The following is an 18511-nucleotide window of genomic DNA, read 5'->3' as shown; positions in this document are numbered from 1 at the left end:
TCTTAACTTTTAACCTTCACCGTTCGCGGAGTCTTTCCCCGGAGGGGACTTGCGACCGCGAAAATCAATCAGGCTGTCGACAATGGCCAGGACCATCAGCAACGGGTAGATCAGCTGCATGATCAGCGGCAACGTCACGTACATGCCCACCAGCCAGAACCCGGCCAGTCGCCCCTGTGCCACCAGCCCGTGCATCAAGGCGATGCCGGCCAGCACCAGAACCAGGCTCGACGCCGATGCCAGGATGATGAACTGCGACCCGATAAACGGAGCCACCACCATCACTGCCACCAAGACCGCCATGGTCTGTTTTGGCAACTTCAGCTCGCGAAACTCGCGGCCGAAGCCTCCAGGGTTGTACAACGCTGCCTGCCAATAACGCGCCAGCACCAGGGCCAACACGCTGAACAATTGCACCGTCACTGCTGTGGAAGCGACCAGCACAGGGCGGATCAGCTCACCGGAGAGCACCGGCTGCCCTTCGATTTTCGGCATGGCTTCGGCAAACGCCTTGGCCAGCACATCGAAGGTCTGCGCCAGCGCCATGTCGAGCACGAGGCTGAAAACCACGGCGAACACGGCACTGGCGACCAGCACACGGCTCCAGGGATGCTCGGCGCGCAAAAGCGCAGCCAGGCCCAGGGCACCGGCAATCACCAGGAAGGTGATCGGATCGCCCATGAACCACACGGCCAGCCCGGCCAGCAGGCCGCCGGCGATGACCGTTGAAGCATCCTTGAACCCACGCCGCAGCAGCACAAGGCTGCCGGCAGCGGCACTCAACCAGAACAGCAGCGGCAGTACCGCGCTGATGACCACCACCAGGGTGGCCTGCACACGACCGCGCATGATGAAACTTGCTAACGCTCGCATGCTAATCCCTTACTGCTTGTCGACGACCCGGTCTCAGCGGCCGTGGCTGTCGGTGTAGGGCAGCAGGGCCAGGAAGCGGGCGCGCTTGATAGCGGTAGCCAGCTGACGCTGATAACGAGCTTTGGTACCGGTGATACGGCTTGGAACGATCTTGCCGGTTTCGGATACGTAAGCTTTCAGGGTGTTGAGATCTTTGAAGTCGATCTCTTTCACGTCTTCAGCAGTGAAGCGGCAGAATTTACGACGACGGAAGAAACGTGCCATTTAATAGGCTCCTCTAAAGGTCCGTGGATTACTCGTCAGCGTTATCGCTGGAGTCGCTGTCATTGCTGTCGTCGCCATCGGCGGATTCAGCATGCTCAGGACGCTCACGACGCTCACGGCGCTCGCTGCGGTTTTCTTCAGCCTTCAGCATCTCGGACTGGCCGGTTACGGCTTCGTCGCGACGGATGACGAGGTTACGGATAACGGCATCGTTGTAGCGGAAGTTGTCTTCCAGCTCGGCCAGGGCCTTGCCGGTGCACTCAACGTTCAGCATCACGTAGTGAGCCTTGTGAACATTGTTGATTGCGTAGGCCAGTTGACGACGGCCCCAATCTTCCAGGCGGTGGATCTTGCCGCCATCTTCTTCGATCAGCTTGGTGTAACGCTCAACCATGCCGCCGACTTGCTCGCTCTGGTCCGGGTGAACCAGGAAGATGATTTCGTAATGACGCATGAATGCTCCTTACGGGTTAGTAGTCTGCCAGGGAATCTGGTCAGACAAGGAGTGAATGACACTGTATGTCTTGCACGGAGGGGAGGCACATGCGCGCCTGCCAGCTCGGCAAGGGGCGCAATTGTAGAGAAGGCGGGACGCACAAGCAAGGTGATTGGTGATTATTTGAACAGCCTGAAACATATTCACAGGCTACCGGCGCTTTCGCGGGCAAGCCCACTCCCACTGGTACTGCACAGGGCTCTAGCATTGTGCGGTCCCTGTGGGGGCGGGCTTGCCCGCGAAGACGCCGCTACAGGCTGAAAATCAGCGCTTGGCCTGACGCTGGCGCACGGCCTCGAACAGGCAGACGCCCGTCGCGACCGACACGTTCAGGCTGCTCACGCTACCGCTCATCGGCAACTTCACCAGGAAATCGCAATGCTCGCGGGTCAGCCGGCGCATGCCCTTGCCTTCTGCGCCCATGATCATCACCAGTGGGCCGGTCAGGTCCTGCTGGTAAATCTCCTGCTCGGCCTCGCCAGCGGTACCCACCACCCACAGGCCACGCTGCTGCAGCTTCTCCAGCGTACGTGCCAGGTTGGTCACGGCCACCAGCGGAATCACCTCAGCCGCACCGCAGGCCACCTTGCGCACCACCGGCGTCAGGGTGGCCGACTTGTCCTTGGGCACGATCACCGCTGTGGCGCCGGCCGCATCGGCAGTACGCAAGCAGGCGCCAAGGTTGTGCGGGTCGGTGACGCCATCCAGCACCAGAATCAGCGGCGGCGTTTCGCTGCGCTCGAGCAATTCTTCAAGCATCAACTCGCCCCACACCTGGCTCGGGCTGACCTCGGCAACCACGCCTTGGTGCACGCCCTCTACCCAGGCATCCAGCTCCCGGCGCTCGGCCTGGCCAACCGGCACGCGGTTTTCTGCGGCCAGTTCCAGCAGCGCCTGGATGCGCGGCTCACTGCGCCCTTCCGACAGCCAGATCTGCTTGACCCGCTTCGGATGGTGCTGCAGCAATGCCTGCACGGCGTGCACGCCGTAGATCTTTTCCAGCTGACTCATGACTTGCTCTTGCTCTTGCGTGGCGCACCGGACTTCGGCGGGCCTTTACGATGCTTGGTCGGCTTGCCCGAAGGCTTGCCACCCTTCTCTGCCTTGCTGCCTGCGCTGCTGCGGGCGTCAGTCATCAACGCCTTTTTCATCTCACGGCTTTTGCGCACTTCAGCGTTGCGTTGCACGGCATCTTTGGGGAAGTACGCCTCGGAAGCCTCGCCCTTGCGGCTGCGCGGCTTAGGCGTGGCTTTCGCTTCCATGGCAGGCTGCGGCTCGGCCTTGCCAGCGGCTGGAGCCGGGGCTGCGCTTGCGCCACGCTGCTTGCGACCAATCGGGCCGCTGAGGGTCGCTTCGGCGACTTCGAAGTCGATCTTGCGTTCGTCGAGGTCGACGCGCATGACCTTCACTTCGATGGTGTCGCCCAGGCGGAAGCTGCGCCCGGTACGCTCACCCGACAGGCGATGGTGCACCGGGTCGAAGTGGTAGTAGTCACCCGGCAGCGCACTGACGTGCACCAGGCCTTCGACGTAAATGTCGGTCAGCTCGACGAACAGGCCGAAACCGGTGACTGCGGTGATCACACCCGGGAAGGTCTCGCCGACGCGGTCCTTCATGAACTCGCACTTGAGCCAGTTGACCACATCACGCGTGGCTTCATCGGCACGGCGCTCGGTCATCGAACACTGCTCGCCGAGCAGCTCAAGGGCATTCACGTCGTACGGGTAGATACGCGCCTTTGGAATGCTCATGGCGCCAGCACGCTTGACGTGCGGGGTATCGACCTTGGAGCGGATGACACTGCGGATGGCGCGGTGCACCAGCAAGTCCGGGTAACGACGGATCGGCGAGGTGAAGTGAGTGTACGCTTCGTAGTTCAGACCGAAGTGGCCATTGTTGTCGGTGCTGTACACCGCCTGGCTCAACGAACGCAGCATCACGGTCTGGATCAGGTGGAAGTCCGGGCGGCCGGAGATGCTCGCCAGCAGCGCCTGGTAATCTTTCGGCGAAGGATCCTTGCCTTTGTGCAGCGACAGGCCCAGCTCGCCGAGGAAGGCGCGCAGTTTTTCCAGACGCTCTGGCGGCGGACCATCGTGCACGCGGTACAACGACGGCACTTCGTGCTTCTGCAGGAACGCCGCAGTGGCGACGTTGGCCGCCAGCATGCACTCTTCGATCAGCTTGTGGGCATCGTTGCGCACGGTCGGGCGGATTTCCGCGATCTTGCGGTCCTCACCGAAGATGATGCGGGTTTCCTGGGTCTCGAAGTCGATGGCGCCCCGCGTATGGCGGGCATCCACCAGCACCTTGTACAGGTTGTACAGGTTCTTCAGGTCCGGCAGGACCTCCTTGTACTCCTCGCGCAGCGCCTTGCCCTCACGGGTGCGGGCATGTTCGAGCATGCTGCTGACCTTGTTGTAGGTCAGACGGGCGTGGGAGTGGATAACGCCTTCGTAGAACTGATAGTCGACCATCTGGCCGGCTTTGTTCATGGTCATTTCGCAGACCATGGCCAGGCGATCGACGTGCGGGTTCAGCGAGCACAGGCCATTGGACAACTCCTCGGGAAGCATCGGCACCACGCGCTCGGGGAAGTAAACCGAGTTGCCGCGCTGCTGGGCTTCGTTGTCCAGGGCCGAGCCCAGGCGTACGTAGCTGGATACGTCGGCAATTGCCACGTACAGGCGCCAGCCACCCGAGAACATGCGCAATTTGCCCAGCGGTTCGCAGTAGACGGCGTCATCGAAATCGCGGGCGTCCTCGCCGTCGATGGTGACGAACGGCAGGTGGCGCAGGTCGATGCGCTTCTCTTTGTCCTTCTCTTCGACTTCGGAGCGGAACTTGCGCGCTTCCTTGACCACATCGTTGGGCCAGACGTGTGGAATGTCGTAGCTGCGCAGGGCAACGTCGATTTCCATGCCAGGCGCCATGTAGTTGCCAATCACCTCGACCACATCGCCCTGCGGCTGGAAGCGCGGCGTGGGCCAGTGGGTGATCTTGATTTCGACGAATTGGCCGATCTTGGCGCCACCGTTACGCCCGGCAGTGACCAGCACTTCCTGCTGGATCTTCGGGTTGTCCGGCGTCACGTAGCCAATGCCGCCTTCTTCGAAGTAGCGGCCGACCACGCTTTCATGGGCGCGGGAGATGACTTCGACCAACACGCCCTCACGGCGGCCACGGCGGTCGACGCCCGAGACACGGGCCAGGCCGCGGTCGCCGTCGAACACCAGGCGCATCTGCGCCGGGCTGAGGAACAAGTCTTCGGTGCCGTCATCCGGGATTAGGAAGCCGAAGCCGTCACGGTGACCGGAAACACGGCCACAGATCAGGTCCAGCTTGTCTACCGGGGCATAAGTGCCGCGCCGGGTATAGATAAGCTGGCCGTCACGCTCCATGGCACGCAGGCGGCGGCGCAGGGCTTCGATCTGGTCTTCTTCGTGAAGACCGAACTCTGCCGCCAGCTCCTCGCGCGCGGCCGGCTCACCACGGTCGGCGAGGCGCTGCAGGATCAGCTCACGGCTGGGAATGGGGTTGTCGTATTTTTCCGCTTCGCGAGCGGCCTCGGGATCGAGGGATTGCCAATCGGCCATCAGAAGGGGTTCACCTTGGGATATATAGATAGGAATTCTGGCATGTGTGTATTGAAACCGGAAATGTCAGCCTTGGACAGCCCCCGCTGCTGTGTATAGAGAGGGGCAATAGGCCTTCGGAATCAACAAGTTGAATTTTTTGAAATTTTTTTTGCCCGGGGGGTTTACAGCCCCCCGGACCGTCCGTATAGTGCGCACCACAACGACGGACAAGCCCGAAGTTGTAGTAGAGATGAACGGCGCTGTAAAGCATCTTTTAATCTCGAATGTGTGCCCAGGTGGCGGAATTGGTAGACGCGCTGGTTTCAGGTATCAGTGACCGCAAGGTCGTGGAAGTTCGAGTCTTCTCCTGGGCACCAAGTATTTTCAAGTAACAGATGACCAAGGATCTGTTACTACTGTGTGAAAGCGAACGATAGTCGCCTTCTCCAGACGATGTAAAGCTTTGCCCAGGTGGCGGAATTGGTAGACGCGCTGGTTTCAGGTATCAGTGACTTAACGGTCGTGGAAGTTCGAGTCTTCTCCTGGGCACCATACAAAAACCCACTAGCTTGCTAGTGGGTTTTTTCTTGCCTGCGATTTATGCATTCATCCCTATCACGCCTGTGGGAGCGGCCTCGCGTCGTGAAAGGGTCGCACAGCGACGCCAGCGTTTTTGGCGTGAACGCTGAACCCGGGGCCGCTACGCGCCCCCTTTCGCGACACAAGGCCGCTCCTGCATCGCCCATGAATTTCTCGTCACCCGGCCACTTGAGAAACGATTTCGTTTACCATTGTTTCCGAATATGTAGCCGTAAGCGAGGAAGTACCCGCATGACGATCCGCCCGCAACCGCTGATGCGCACCTTGGCTGCCGCAGTCCTGAGCCTGGTGATCGGCGCTCCGGCCGCCCTGGCAGACGAACCGGTCACGCTGACCATGTACAACGGCCAGCACAAGGAAATCGGCGAAGCCATCGCCAAGGCCTACGAGGCCAAGACCGGCATCCACATCAATATCCGCAAGGGCAGCAGCAACCAGCTGGCCAGCCAGATCATCGAGGAAGGCGACCGCTCCCCGGCCGACATCATCTATACCGAAGAGTCCCCGCCGCTCAACAACCTGGGTGAGCTGGGCCTGCTGGCGAAGATCGATGACGCCACCGCGAACATGGTGCCCAAGGAGTACGTGGGCGCCAACGGCACCTGGATGGGCATCACCGCCCGTACCCGTATCGTGGTCTTCAACCCGAAGAAGGTCGACGAAAAAGACCTGCCCACCACGGTCATGGACTTCGCCAACCCGGAGTGGGAAGGGCGCGTCGGCTATGTACCGACCAGCGGTGCCTTCCAGGAGCAGGCCGTGGCCATCCTGAAGATGCACGGGCGTGAAGCCACCGAAGAATGGCTGACCGGCCTCAAGGCCTTCGGCAAGACCTACACCAACAACATGGTCGCCCTCAAGGCCGTGGAAAAAGGCGAAGTCGCTGCGGTACTGGTGAACAACTACTACTGGTATGCGCTGCAGCGTGAGCGCGGCAAGCTGGATACCAAGCTCTACTACCTGGCCGATGGCGATGCTGGCAACCTGGTCACCATCTCTGGCGCCGCCGTGGTCAAGGCCAGCAAGCACCCGAAAGAATCCCAGGCGCTGCTCAACTGGATGGCCAGCGAAGAAGGCCAGCGCGTGATCACCCAGACCACTGCTGAGTACCCGCTGCACAAAGGCATGGTCTCCGACCGCGGCCTGAAGCCGTTCGAAGACCTGCGCCCGCCAAAGATCTCGCCAGCCGACCTGGGCAATGCCGAGGAAGCGATCGAGCTTGAACGCGAGGTCGGCCTGCTCTGATGACTGCCGCCCTGTCCGAGCCGGTGCCGGTACGTTTCGTGCCGCGCCGCAAGCGCCCCTCGATCTGGGTGGTGCTGCCTGTGCTGTTCCTGGTGGCGATGAGCTTGCTGCCGCTGCTGTACGTCGCCATGAAAGCCTGGGAAGCCGGCTGGCGCGAAGCCCTGCACCTGCTCTGGCGCCCGTTCGTCTGGGGCCTGATGCGCAATACCCTGATGCTGATGGCCGGGGTAACGTTGGCGTGCATGGTGGTCGGCCTGGCCCTGGCCTGGCTGCTCGAGCGCAGCAACCTGCCCGGCCGCCGGCTGTGGGGCGTGGTGTTGTGCCTGCCGTTCGCTGTGCCGTCGTTCGTCAGCAGCTTCACCTGGGTGTCGCTGAGCTCGGACTTCGAAGGTTTGGGCGGGGCGATCCTGGTCATGGCGCTGTCCAAATACCCACTGGTGTTCCTGCCGGTGGCAGCGACCCTGCGCAACCTGGACACCTCACTTGAAGAGTCGGCGCGCACCTTGGGTTACAGCCGTTGGGGCGTGTTCCGCAAGATCACCCTGCCGCTGCTGTGGCCGTCGATGCTTGGCGGCGCGCTGCTGATCGCCCTGCACATGCTGGTCGAGTTCGGCGCACTGTCGATCCTGGGCTTGCAGACCTTTACCACGGCGATCTACCAGCAGTTCGAGCTGGAGTTCAGCAACGCCAACGCTGCGATGCTCTCGGCCGTGCTCCTGGCACTATGCCTGCTGATGCTGTGGCTGGAACTGCGCGTGCGCGGCAAGGCCCGCCATGTGCGCATCGGCCAGGGCGTGGCACGCCGTGGGCAGCCGGTGCGGCTGCGTGGCTGGATGCCGTTGGCGCAACTGTTCTGCCTGGGCCTGGCGATTCTCGGCAGCGGCATCCCGCTGGCGATGCTGGGCTACTGGCTGAGCGTGGGCTCGTCGGCAGCGTTCCCGGTGGCGGCGATAAGCAAGGCGCTGCTCACCTCGCTGTCGGTGTCGCTGGGCGGTGCAGGCTTCTGCGTGCTGCTGGCACTGCCGGTCAGCTTCCTGGTGGTGCGCTACAAAGGGCGCCTGGCATTGTGGGCCGAGCGCCTGCCGTACTTGCTGCACGCCCTGCCCGGCCTGGTGATCGCCCTGTCACTGGTGGTGTTCTCGCTACACTACGTGCCGGCGCTGTACCAGACCACAGCGCTGCTGTTGCTGGCTTATGCGCTGCTGTTCCTGCCCCTGGCCCAGGCGCCGGTACGCACCGCGCTGAACAAGGCTTCGCCGACCCTCGAAGAGGCGGCCCGCACCCTGGGCGCCAGCAGCTTCGCGGCGTTCTGCCGGGTGACCCTGCCGATCATCTTCCCGGCCATGGCGGCGGCTTTTGCACTGGTGTTCCTCGATGCCATGAAGGAGCTGACAGCTACCCTGCTGCTCAGCCCGACTGGCATGACCACCTTGGCCACCGAAGTCTGGGCGCACACCGCCAACGTCGAGTTCGCAGCAGCGGCGCCTTATGCGGCGCTGCTGATTGTGGTTTCGGGGTTGCCGGTTTATCTGCTGACTACGCGGATGTATCTCAACAAGGCGTGAAAGTGAAGCTCAGGCTGCCTCGCGGCTTGGGCGGCGACCAGCTGAGCGGACATGAGCCCCCCTGTCATGTGTTGCCGACAGCTCAGCAACACCACTCTCTGTAGGAGCGGCCTTGCCGGGGCGCTCCTACAAGGGACCGTGCAGGTTTCAAGCCCTGAACTGCCCCAGGCTGGCGCGCAGCTGCGCTGCCAGATCATCCAGCACCTTGCTGCTGGCAGTGGTTTGCATCACTACCTCGGCCGAGCGCTCGGCCTGGGCATGGATGTTTTCCACACGCCCACGCACTGCTTGTGCGCCGTGGGCTTGCTGCTCGGCAGCCCGGGTCGCCAGGCCGATGGCCGCATGCACCTGCTCCACTGCAGCCTGCACCGATTGCTGGCGACGCTCATTGTCACGCAGCACCAGCAGCCCTTCGCTGGCCTTGAGCCCGGCCTGGCCGATGGTCGCAACCGCCTCCTTGGCACCTTTCTGGAGGGCGGCTATGTGCGCTTGAATATCGCCCGTAGAGCTCTGCGTCTTGCTCGCCAGCGCCCGTACCTCATCGGCCACGACTGCAAACCCGCGCCCCGTCTCGCCCGCGCGCGCAGCTTCAATTGCTGCGTTCAGAGCAAGCAGGTTGGTCTGCTCGGCGATGCCATGGATGACCGTGAGCACCACTTCAATTTGCTCGCTCTGCTTGGCCAGGCGCTCGATCACCTGTGAGCCCGTCTCAACCTGCCCGGCAAGGTTCTCGATCAGGCTCGCCAACTGCGTCGAGGAACGGCTGTTCTCATCGGTCGCCTGGCGAATGTCCACCACCTGCTGCAAGGCCGCCTGCATGGCATGGCTTTCAGCCTGGGCTTCGTCAGCCATGCTCGACAGGTCGCGCAGGCTGGCGGCCACTTCGTCACGCTGCATCGCCGCCGCGGCATCGGCCCCGGCGTTGCGCTGGGCCATTGCGCCGATCTCGACACCGGTACGCTGGGCCACCTCGCCCGCCTCGCGGACGATGGGCTGCAGCTTGTCGACGAAGCGGTTTACCGCTGAAGCCATGTCGCCGATCTCGTCGCGGCTGTCGAGGGTCACGCGCTTGGTCAGGTCGCCTTCGCCGGCAGCCAGATCATTGAGCGCAGCGATCAGCAGGCGCAGCTTGCTCAGTACCCGGCGACCTAACACCAAGGCCACCACCAGCAGCACGCCCAAGCCAACCACCACCAGCCCCAGGCCGATGCGCCAGCGTAGTTCAGCAGCCGCATCACGCACGGTCTGCGCGGTGTTGGCCTGCATTGCAGTGGCGCTGGCCTGCGCGGTTTCCAGGCGCTCGCGCAGGGCCTTGCCACTGTCGGCCGCGGCAGCGCCCAGGCTATCGCCGACCAGTTGCTCACCGCTGGCGATCAGGGCATTGAAACGCTGGTCCAGCGCCTTGAGTTCCTGGTCAACGCCGGCAGTGGAAACACCCATCAGGACTTTGCCGATCTCGGCACCGTTGGGGTTGATCGAGGCTTCGACGAAATACACCGACGGATCGCGGCGTGCAGCCTCGAGTACTTTGTCCAGTGCACGCTCGCCCTGGCCCTTCTCGATAAGCGCCTGGTTGATCGGGTTCTGCCGATTCAGGTAGCGGGTCAGGTGCTGGCCCTGGGCGTCGTCGTAGATCACGAACAGCACGTTGGGGTTGCGCTGGGCGCGGCGGGCGAAGTCGGAAAGCATCGGCACATCATTATCCCAGATCGCCCGCGGGGCGACCGAGGCCAGCAGTTCGGCCATGTCGTTGGCCGAGTCCTTGAGGTTTTTCTCCAAGGTTGCGCGCAGCTGCTGCTGTTCGTCCTGAAGCCGCGTGGAAAGGCCTGCGCTCAGGCGCTGGCGGGTGCTGCTGGAAAGGCTTTCGAGGCCCCCGCGCACGTCCTGCCCGGCCTGCTCCAGCTCGCCAGCGAGCTGGCGGCTGTCTTTGCCAAGGCGCTCGCCCAGGTCGGCCTCCAGGGCTGTCACGGTGCTGCGAGTCAGCGCAACGGCAACCAGCACTTGCACCAAAAGGGCGATACCAAGGGCAACAAACACAGGCCGCAAGAGGCGGCTTCGTAACAATGAAAGGATGGCAGACACGGTGTAACCCTCGTGTTTTCTGGCGCCACTATTTTGATGGCATCTACAGAAACTTCTTACAGCAAGGGTTGTGCCGTACACAGCAGGGAAATGTGCCAAGGTCTAGCAAGTCGCCAGCCCTGCACCACAAATGAAAACGCCGCGATCCTTTGCAGGACCGCGGCGTCAGATCAGCCTGGAGGGCAGATCAGGCGAACGGATGACGCAGAACGATGGTCTCGTTGCGGTCCGGGCCGGTCGAAATGATATCGATCGGCGCGCCTACCAGCTCTTCGATGCGCTTGATGTAGTCACGCGCAGCTTGCGGCAGCTCTTCCAGGGTTTTCACGCCCAGGGTCGACTCGCTCCAGCCTGGCATCTCTTCGTACACCGGCTCCAGGCCGATGTAGCTGTCGGCATCGGAAGGTGCGTCGATGACGGCACCGTTCTCGTTCTTGTAGCCAACGCAGATGTTGATGGTTTCCAGGCCGTCCAGCACGTCCAGCTTGGTCAGGCAGATGCCCGAGATGCTGTTGACGTCGATGGCACGACGCAGGATGACGGCATCGAACCAGCCGCAACGACGGGCACGGCCAGTGGTCGAACCGAACTCGTGGCCACGCTTGGCCAGGGTGGCGCCAGTCTCGTCGAACAGTTCGGTCGGGAACGGACCGGAACCAACGCGAGTGGTGTAGGCCTTGGTGATACCCAGGATGTAGTCCAGGTACATCGGGCCAACGCCGGAACCGGTGGAGATACCGCCAGCGGTGGTGTTGGAGCTGGTGACGTACGGGTAAGTACCGTGGTCGATGTCCAGTAGCGAGCCCTGAGCGCCTTCGAACATGATGTCCTTGCCGGCGCGGCGCAGGTTGTGCAGCTCTGCGGTGACGTCGAGCATCATCGGCTTGAGCTGTTCAGCGTAGGCCATGCACTCGTCCAGGGTCTGCTGGAAGTCGATGGCCGGCTCTTTGTAGTAGTTCACCAGCTGGAAGTTGTGGTAGTCCAGCAGCTCACCGAGCTTAGCGGCGAAACGCTCGCGGTGGAACAGGTCGCCAACGCGCAGGCCGCGGCGTGCGACCTTGTCTTCGTAGGCTGGGCCGATGCCGCGGCCGGTGGTGCCGATCTTGGCTTCGCCACGGGCTTTTTCACGGGCCTGGTCCAGGGCCACGTGGTACGACAGGATCAGCGGTGCAGCCGGGGAGATACGCAGGCGCTCACGCACCGGTACACCTTTCTCTTCCAGCTTGGTGATTTCACGCATCAGGGCGTCCGGGGCAACGACCACGCCGTTGCCGATCAGGCACTGTACGCCTTCACGCAGGATGCCCGAGGGAATCAGGTGCAGAACGGTTTTTTCACCGTTGATCACCAGGGTGTGGCCCGCGTTGTGGCCACCTTGGTAGCGCACTACGGCGGCAGCATGTTCGGTCAGCAGATCGACGATCTTGCCTTTGCCCTCATCACCCCACTGGGTGCCCAGGACGACGACATTCTTACCCATTACATTGGTCCTCATTCACGCAAACTTGGTTGCCGGCCTGTTGCCGACGCAGAAACTCACTGGGCCAGCGGCAGAACCTGCCAGCGCCCGTCTTGCTGAATCAATTGCCGATCACAATCCGCCTCGAGAGCAGCACTCAACGGTTGGCCAGGCAGAGCCTGGACCACACGCTGGCCCTCGCTGCGCAACTGGCAGACCTGCTGCCAGAGGGCCGCGTCGCCACTGTCCGGCATCCAGATGCCGCCAGTTGGCAATACGACCTCCGCTCGCCCCAGTGTGACCAGGGTCTTCAAATCCGTGGAGAAACCGGTGGCCGGACGCGCCCGGCCAAAATCGGCGCCGATGTCGTCATAGCGGCCGCCCTGAGCGATCGATTGACCCTCGCCCGGGACGAACACGGCGAACACCACGCCGGTGTGATAGTTGTAGCCGCGCAGCTCGCCCAGGTCGAAATACAGCGGCAGGTCCGGGTAGCGCGACGCCAGGCGATCAGCGATCGCCAGCAGGTCGTCGAGCGCCGCCAATACGCTGGCCGGGGCACGGCCCAGGCGCACACGGGCTTCAGCCAGCACTTCGCGGCCACCGCACAGTTCGACCAGGGCGCGCAGCATGTTGCCCAAGTCCTTGGGCAGGTCGGCGGTCAGTGCCTGCACTTCATCGACCGACTTGCGCTGCAGGGCGTCGAACAGCTGCTGTTCGACCGCGCCGGACAGGCCGGCGGCACGGGCCAGGCCGCGGTAGATACCGACGTGGCCGAGGTCCATGTGCACATCGGCAACATCGGCCAGTTGCAGCGTGGCGAGCATCAGGCTGATGACTTCGACATCGCTGGTCGGGCTGGCGTCGCCGTACAGCTCGGCACCCAGCTGAATCGGGCTGCGCGAGGTGGACAGGGCACGCGGCTGAGCGTGCAGCACGCTGCCGGCGTAGCACAGGCGGCTCGGGCCTTCGCGGCGCAGGGTGTGGGCGTCGATGCGCGCCACCTGCGGGGTGAAGTCGGCGCGGAAACCCATCAGGCGGCCCGACTGCGGGTCGACCACCTTGAAGGTGCGCTGATCCAGGTCCTGGCCGGCGCCGGTGAGCAGCGACTCCAGGTACTCGATATGCGGGGTGACGACCAGCTCATAGCCCCAACTCTGGAACAGGTCCAACACCTGACGGCGCGCGATCTCGATACGCGCAGCCTCAGGTGGCAGTACTTCCTCGATGCCATCTGGCAGCAGCCAGCGGTCTACCGTTGCCATTACGCCATTTCCCCTCTGGTCCGGGCGGCTTGCCTGCAGGCGAGCCGTCAGTAAAGCCGGTATCGCGCACAGCAGCGGGCAGCACTGATCCCAGCGCAGCCACCGTACCCGATACCCTCGAATTGCCTTGCGAGCTGACCAAACCGTCAACTGGCGCTTTGCCAATCAACCTTGCAGACGCAAAAAAGCCGGGAAATTTCCCGGCTGCCTCATCATACACCCCTTTTCATTCAGGATGCACCCCGCCTGGTATTTTAGCTGCCAGGCGGGGCGCTCCTGCATGCAAGTCAGGGCCTGAGCATCACGGCTTGCTCTTGTCCAGGAAGCGGAAGAATTCGTTCTTCGCGTCCAGGACCAGCACGTCGCTCTTGCTCGAGAAGCTCTCGCGGTACGCCTGCAGGCTACGGTAGAACGCATAGAAATCGGCGTCCTGGCTGTAGGCCTTGGCGTAGATGGCAGCCGACTGGGCGTCGCCATCACCGCGGGTCTCTTCCGCTTCGCGGTAGGCCTCGGCCAGCAGCACACGGCGCTGACGGTCGGCATCGGCGCGAATACCTTCGGCCAACTCGTTACCTTTGGCGCGGTGCTCGCGGGCTTCACGCTCACGCTCGGTGCTCATGCGGTCGAACACACTGCGGTTGACTTCCTTCGGCAGGTCGATGGCCTTGACGCGCACGTCGATGACCTCGATACCCAGCTCCTTGCTGGCCATGCGGTTCAGCGATGCGGTGATGTCAGCCATCAGCGCGTCACGTTCACCGGAAACCACCTCGTGCAGGGTACGTTTACCGAACTGGTCACGCAGGCCGCTTTCCAGACGACGTGACAGACGCTCGTCGGCGATCTGCTTCATGCCGGAAGTGGCGGTGTAGAAGCGCTCGGCATCCTTGACGCGCCACTTGGCGTAGGCGTCGACCATCACCGCCTTCTTCTCCAGGGTCAGGAACCGCTGGGTCGGGGCGTCGAGGGTCATCAGGCGTGCGTCAAACTTGCGTACCTGGTTCACGTACGGAATCTTCACGTGCAGGCCCGGCTGGACATCCGCCTGGACCACCTTACCGAAGCGCAGCAATACCGCACGCTCGGTCTGGGACACGATGTAGAAGCTGTTCCAGGCCACGATGGCCAGAACCACGGCGGCGATCAGGGCGATCAGCGATCGGTTGCTCATCAGCGGCTCTCCCTAGTACGCAGCGGCTGCTGTTGCTGTTGCAGGTCCTGCGCCGCACGCGAGGCCGCATCGTTGACCGACGGGCTGACGCTGGTGCTTGGCGCGGCCGCGTTGCGGCTGCCTTCGACCATCTTGTCCAGCGGCAGGTAGAGCAGGTTGTTCTGCCCATCTTTAGCCGTGACCAGAACCTTGCTCGAATTGCTGTAGACCTCTTGCATGGTCTCCAGGTACAGGCGTTGACGGGTCACGTCAGGCGCCTTGCGGTACTCGCCAACCAGTTTGGTGAAGCGGTCGGCCTCACCCTTGGCACGGGCGATGACTTCGTCGCGGTAACCGTTGGCGTCCTCGATGATGCGCTGGGCCTGACCACGGGCTTCCGGCACCACGCCATTGGCGTAGGACTCAGCCTGGTTGCGGGCACGCTGCTCGTCTTCGCGGGCACGGATCACGTCGTCGAAGGCTTCCTGCACTTCACGCGGGGCTGCCGCGCTCTGTACGTTGACCTGGGTGACGGTGATACCGGTACGGTAGTTGTCGAGGAAGCGCTGCAGGCGTTCGCGGATATCCACGGCCATCTGCTCACGACCTTCGGTCAGCACCTGGTCCATCGAGGTGGAACCCACCACATGGCGCAGGGCGCTGTCGGTCGCATGCTGCAGGCTGACCTCAGGCTGGTCGACGTTGAGCACGAAGTCCTGCAGGTTGCTGATCTTGTACTGGACGGTCAGCGGCACCTCGACGATGTTCTCGTCCTCGGTGAGCATCTGCCCCTGCTTGGTGTAGGCACGCTCGCGCGTGACGTTTTCCATGTACTTGCGATCGATTGGCGGGAAGTAGATGTTCAGGCCGGGACCGACCGTCTCATAGTACTTGCCGAAGCGAAGCACCACGGCCTGCTCCTGCTCGTCGACCACGTACACGGCGCTGTACAGCCAGATTGCGGCGAGCACCGCCAGGCCGATGCCCAGCAGGCCGAAGCCACCTCCTTTGCCGACATTGCGGTCACCGCCGCCACGTTTTTTGCCACTGCCGAACATGCCGTTCAGGCTGTCCTGCAGCTTGCGGAAGGCCTCGTCCAGATCCGGTGGACCCTTCTTGTCGCCACCACCGCCGCCACCGCGACGGCCGCCCCAGGGATCCTGATTGTTCGAGTTGCCACCCGGCTCGTTCCAAGCCATAGCGCTCTCCATCTGATAAAGCAAAGACGCGCCCACGGCGCGCCGTCCAATGCTACAGAATGCCTGCCACTGCTGCCCGGCGACCTCACCGAGCATTTATTGCAAAGTGTGTTGCTCGACAAACACTTGCGGCTCCATGCCTTCACGACTGACCAGGCGATTCAACTCGACCCTGGGCAGCCGAACACTCAGCAGGCTGCGCCCTTCTTCGTCATGCTCTTCACTCTGCACGGCACCCAGGGCAAAGAATTGCGCGCGCAAGCGGGCAAAACGCTGCTCCAGACACAGGGTACCGACAAACAGATCATCCCCCAGCAACTCGGCAATCGCCTGGCCGACCAGCTCCAGGCCACGTCCATCTCGGGCCGATACCCAGACTCGCTGCGGCTTGCCATCGGCATCGCGCTGAATCTGCGGCTCGACATCTTCAAGCAGGTCGAGTTTGTTATAGACCTCGAGGATCGGCAAGCCTTCGGCACCGATCTCACCCAACACGGCCAGCACTTGCTCGATCTGCTCCATGCGCTCTGGCTCATGGGCGTCAATCACATGCAGCAGCAGGTCCGAGTTGCTCGATTCTTCGAGCGTAGCCCGAAATGCCTCGACCAGCTTGTGCGGCAGGTGGCGAATGAAGCCCACAGTGTCGGCCAGCACGATCGGCCCCAGGTCGGCCAGTTCGAGCCGGCGCAAGGTCGGGTCGAGCGTGGCGAACAGCTGGTCAGCTGCGTACACCTCGGATTCGGTCAGCGCATTGAACAGTGTGGACTTGCCGGCGTTGGTATAGCCGACCAGCGACACCGAAGGGATATCCGCCCGCTTGCGGCCACGACGAGCCTGCTCACGCTGGCTGCGTACCTTTTCCAGGCGCCCCTTGATCTGGCGAATACGTACCCGCAACAGACGGCGGTCGGTTTCCAACTGGGTCTCACCCGGGCCACGCAGGCCGATACCACCCTTCTGCCGCTCAAGGTGGGTCCAGCCGCGCACCAGCCGCGTGCTCATGTGGTCGAGCTGGGCCAGTTCCACCTGCAGCTTGCCTTCATGGGTACGCGCCCGCTGGGCGAAGATATCGAGGATCAGCCCGGTACGGTCAAGCACGCGACACTCGAAAACTCGCTCGAGGTTGCGCTCCTGACTGGGCGTGAGGGTGTGATTGAAAATCACCAGGTCTACCTGTTCGGCTTTGACCAGGTCGCGCAATTCCTCGACCTTGCCGCTGCCAATCAGGTATTTGGCCGTAGGCTGATGCCTGGCTACCGTGGCCAACGAGACGATGTCGGCTCCGGCCGACAGGGCCAGTTCCTGAAACTCCTGCGGGTCTTCGCGCGCCTCAGGGTTCTGACCTTCCAAGTGAACGAGCAGCGCCCGCTCACCACCACCGTGGCGCTCAAAGAACAATGCAGGCTCCTATCAGGCGTTGCCTGGCTCGCTGTCGCCGTGTTCGGAATCGGACGGGCTTGGCAGGCGAACCGGACGGGCAGGAACCACGGTCGAGATAGCGTGCTTGTAGACCATCTGGCTGACGGTGTTCTTCAGCAGTACCACGAACTGGTCGAAGGATTCGATCGAGCCCTGCAGCTTGATCCCGTTGACCAGATAGATCGATACCGGGACCTTTTCTTTTCTCAGTTGGTTCAAGTAAGGGTCTTGTAGCGAATGCCCTTTTGACATATGCCGCACTCCTGTAAGGATAAATAATAGAAAATCAGAAAAATTGATAAGTCAGGCCGCCCCTTCGCAAGAATAGACGGCTATCAGCAGGGACTCAGCTCAATATGGAGACGGCCCCAAGGTATTTCAAGGTGCGGGACAGATTGTCGCAGGCCAGGCTGTCGAGCCAGTGCACATCAGGCCAGCCACGCAACCAGGTGAACTGCCGCTTGGCCAGCTGTCGAGTGGCAATGATACCGCGTTCTCGCATCTCATTCTCAGTCAGCTTGCCGTCGAGGTAGTCCCAGACCTGCCGATACCCCACTGCCCGTATAGACGGCAGTGCGGCGTGCAAGTCACTTCTGGCTCGCAGCGATCGGACCTCGTCGACGAAGCCCTGTTCCAGCATCTGCGAAAATCGTAGCGCAATTCGCTCATGCAAAATGTGACGATCCGCAGGCGCAATTGCCAAACTCGCGACAGTATAGGGCAAATGCCCGCCCGCGCCTGCGTCTGCGCCGCTACTTTCCGCGAATTGACGCTGGCGATGAGCTGTCATGCTCTGGCCACTCACCCGATACACCTCCAGCGCCCTGATCAGCCGCTGCGGGTCATTTGGGTGAATGCGCGCTGCCGACTCAGGGTCCACTTCCGCCAGTTGCCGATGCAATTCGGCAAGGCCCAACGCCTGGGCCTGGGCCTCGAGCTCTGCGCGCACCGCGGCATCGGCTGCCGGCATGTCCGCCAGGCCTTCGATCAGCGCCTTGTAATAGAGCATGGTGCCGCCGACCAGCAGCGGAATCTTGCCGCGCGCGGTGATTTCGGCCATCGCCTCCAGGGCGTCAGCGCGAAACTGCGCAGCCGAATAGCTCTCGGCCGGGTCGCGAATGTCGATCAGCCGGTGCGGATAGGCCGCCAGAATCTCTTTGGAAGGCTTGGCCGAACCAATGTCCAGGCCGCGGTAGACCAGCGCCGAGTCGACGCTGATCAGCTCGCAAGGCAGGACCTTGGTCAGCTCGATGGCGAGGTCGGTCTTGCCGGCCGCCGTCGGGCCCATGAGAAATATCGCAGGGGGCTTGCCGCTCATG

Annotated in this window: 14 protein-coding genes, 2 tRNA genes and 2 pseudogenes; 4 read left to right on the top strand and 14 right to left on the bottom strand. The window is 62.6% G+C overall.

The features are described 5' to 3' along the window. Positions 1-9 precede the first annotated feature (9 nt). The 5 genes from H040_RS12975 to rnr form a co-directional block, all read right to left on the bottom strand. Complete coding sequence (locus H040_RS12975) at positions 10-873, bottom strand: hypothetical protein (RefSeq protein WP_027920758.1); 864 nt, start codon at positions 871-873, stop codon at positions 10-12. 33 nt (positions 874-906) lie between these two features. Next, complete coding sequence (rpsR, locus tag H040_RS12970) at positions 907-1137, bottom strand: 30S ribosomal protein S18 (RefSeq protein WP_003249563.1); 231 nt, start codon at positions 1135-1137, stop codon at positions 907-909. 28 nt (positions 1138-1165) lie between these two features. Further along, positions 1166-1591, bottom strand: coding sequence for a 30S ribosomal protein S6 (gene rpsF / locus H040_RS12965; RefSeq protein WP_013974420.1), 426 nt, complete (start codon positions 1589-1591; stop codon positions 1166-1168). A 306-nt stretch (positions 1592-1897) separates the two neighbouring features. After that, positions 1898-2644 carry a 23S rRNA (guanosine(2251)-2'-O)-methyltransferase RlmB gene (gene rlmB, locus H040_RS12955; protein WP_027920757.1) on the bottom strand — a complete coding sequence of 249 codons (747 nt, stop codon included), beginning with the start codon at positions 2642-2644 and terminating at the stop codon, positions 1898-1900. Beyond that, a complete protein-coding gene (rnr, locus tag H040_RS12950) occupies positions 2641-5226 on the bottom strand; it encodes a ribonuclease R (protein WP_027920756.1) in 2586 nt (861 codons plus the stop codon). Before rnr ends, rlmB begins: the two co-directional genes overlap by 4 nt. A gap of 272 nt (positions 5227-5498) precedes the next feature. On the opposite strand from rnr, the gene H040_RS12945 reads away from it, so the two are divergent. The 4 genes from H040_RS12945 to H040_RS12930 all read left to right on the top strand — a co-directional run bounded on the left by H040_RS12945 (position 5499) and on the right by H040_RS12930 (position 8618). Next, positions 5499-5585, top strand: a tRNA-Leu gene (locus H040_RS12945). Positions 5586-5673: 88 nt separating this feature from the next. Then, a tRNA-Leu gene (locus H040_RS12940) sits at positions 5674-5760 on the top strand. A 279-nt stretch (positions 5761-6039) separates the two neighbouring features. Then, a complete protein-coding gene (locus tag H040_RS12935; protein WP_027920755.1) occupies positions 6040-7053 on the top strand; it encodes an extracellular solute-binding protein in 1014 nt (337 codons plus the stop codon). Then, positions 7053-8618, top strand: coding sequence for an ABC transporter permease (locus tag H040_RS12930; RefSeq protein WP_027920754.1), 1566 nt, complete (start codon positions 7053-7055; stop codon positions 8616-8618). Before H040_RS12935 ends, H040_RS12930 begins: the two co-directional genes overlap by 1 nt. A 147-nt stretch (positions 8619-8765) precedes the next feature. On the opposite strand, the pseudogene H040_RS28115 reads toward H040_RS12930, so the two are convergent. From H040_RS28115 to miaA, 9 genes and pseudogenes are all read right to left on the bottom strand, one after another. Next, positions 8766-9281, bottom strand: a pseudogene (locus H040_RS28115) (methyl-accepting chemotaxis protein); the annotation flags it as partial. 390 nt (positions 9282-9671) lie between these two features. After that, positions 9672-9884, bottom strand: a pseudogene (locus H040_RS28110) (methyl-accepting chemotaxis protein); the annotation flags it as partial. A 1003-nt stretch (positions 9885-10887) separates the two neighbouring features. Next, positions 10888-12180 (bottom strand): adenylosuccinate synthase, encoded by a 1293-nt coding sequence (locus H040_RS12920; RefSeq protein ID WP_003249542.1) that lies wholly within the window; start codon positions 12178-12180, stop codon positions 10888-10890. 56 nt (positions 12181-12236) lie between these two features. Further along, entirely contained in the window at positions 12237-13424 is a 1188-nt protein-coding gene (locus H040_RS12915; protein ID WP_027920752.1) for an ATP phosphoribosyltransferase regulatory subunit, read from the bottom strand. 301 nt (positions 13425-13725) lie between these two features. After that, positions 13726-14595, bottom strand: coding sequence for a protease modulator HflC (gene hflC / locus H040_RS12910; protein ID WP_027920751.1), 870 nt, complete (start codon positions 14593-14595; stop codon positions 13726-13728). Further along, positions 14595-15773 carry an FtsH protease activity modulator HflK gene (gene hflK, locus H040_RS12905; RefSeq protein ID WP_027920750.1) on the bottom strand — a complete coding sequence of 393 codons (1179 nt, stop codon included), beginning with the start codon at positions 15771-15773 and terminating at the stop codon, positions 14595-14597. Before hflK ends, hflC begins: the two co-directional genes overlap by 1 nt. A 96-nt stretch (positions 15774-15869) precedes the next feature. Beyond that, positions 15870-17171 (bottom strand): ribosome rescue GTPase HflX, encoded by a 1302-nt coding sequence (gene hflX / locus H040_RS12900; protein ID WP_027920749.1) that lies wholly within the window; start codon positions 17169-17171, stop codon positions 15870-15872. Between the two features lie 12 nt (positions 17172-17183). Further along, positions 17184-17444 (bottom strand): RNA chaperone Hfq, encoded by a 261-nt coding sequence (gene hfq, locus H040_RS12895; RefSeq protein ID WP_027920748.1) that lies wholly within the window; start codon positions 17442-17444, stop codon positions 17184-17186. Positions 17445-17538: 94 nt separating this feature from the next. After that, positions 17539-18510 (bottom strand): tRNA (adenosine(37)-N6)-dimethylallyltransferase MiaA, encoded by a 972-nt coding sequence (gene miaA / locus H040_RS12890; RefSeq protein WP_027920747.1) that lies wholly within the window; start codon positions 18508-18510, stop codon positions 17539-17541. Between the last annotated feature and the right edge of the window lies 1 nt (position 18511).

The sequence above is a fragment of the Pseudomonas sp. URMO17WK12:I7 genome (assembly GCF_003269045.1).
In the GTDB taxonomy this organism is placed as follows: domain Bacteria; phylum Pseudomonadota; class Gammaproteobacteria; order Pseudomonadales; family Pseudomonadaceae; genus Aquipseudomonas; species Aquipseudomonas putida_J.
Note: the sequence above shows the minus strand (reverse complement) of the source record. Positions and strands in the feature narration are given on the sequence as shown.

Bases quoted from the DNA above. Each gene is read 5' to 3' on its own strand.
- hfq (WP_027920748.1), bottom strand. From the start codon at position 17,444: ATGTCAAAAGGGCATTCGCTACAAGACCCTTACTTGAACCAACTGAGA.
- H040_RS12915 (WP_027920752.1), bottom strand. From the start codon at position 13,424: ATGGCAACGGTAGACCGCTGGCTGCTGCCAGATGGCATCGAGGAAGTA.
- rpsR (WP_003249563.1), bottom strand. From the start codon at position 1,137: ATGGCACGTTTCTTCCGTCGTCGTAAATTCTGCCGCTTCACTGCTGAA.
- hflC (WP_027920751.1), bottom strand. From the start codon at position 14,595: ATGAGCAACCGATCGCTGATCGCCCTGATCGCCGCCGTGGTTCTGGCC.
- H040_RS12975 (WP_027920758.1), bottom strand. From the start codon at position 873: ATGCGAGCGTTAGCAAGTTTCATCATGCGCGGTCGTGTGCAGGCCACC.
- H040_RS12920 (WP_003249542.1), bottom strand. From the start codon at position 12,180: ATGGGTAAGAATGTCGTCGTCCTGGGCACCCAGTGGGGTGATGAGGGC.
- hflK (WP_027920750.1), bottom strand. From the start codon at position 15,773: ATGGCTTGGAACGAGCCGGGTGGCAACTCGAACAATCAGGATCCCTGG.
- miaA (WP_027920747.1), bottom strand. From the start codon at position 18,510: ATGAGCGGCAAGCCCCCTGCGATATTTCTCATGGGCCCGACGGCGGCC.
- rlmB (WP_027920757.1), bottom strand. From the start codon at position 2,644: ATGAGTCAGCTGGAAAAGATCTACGGCGTGCACGCCGTGCAGGCATTG.
- rpsF (WP_013974420.1), bottom strand. From the start codon at position 1,591: ATGCGTCATTACGAAATCATCTTCCTGGTTCACCCGGACCAGAGCGAG.
- rnr (WP_027920756.1), bottom strand. From the start codon at position 5,226: ATGGCCGATTGGCAATCCCTCGATCCCGAGGCCGCTCGCGAAGCGGAA.
- H040_RS12935 (WP_027920755.1), top strand. From the start codon at position 6,040: ATGACGATCCGCCCGCAACCGCTGATGCGCACCTTGGCTGCCGCAGTC.
- H040_RS12930 (WP_027920754.1), top strand. From the start codon at position 7,053: ATGACTGCCGCCCTGTCCGAGCCGGTGCCGGTACGTTTCGTGCCGCGC.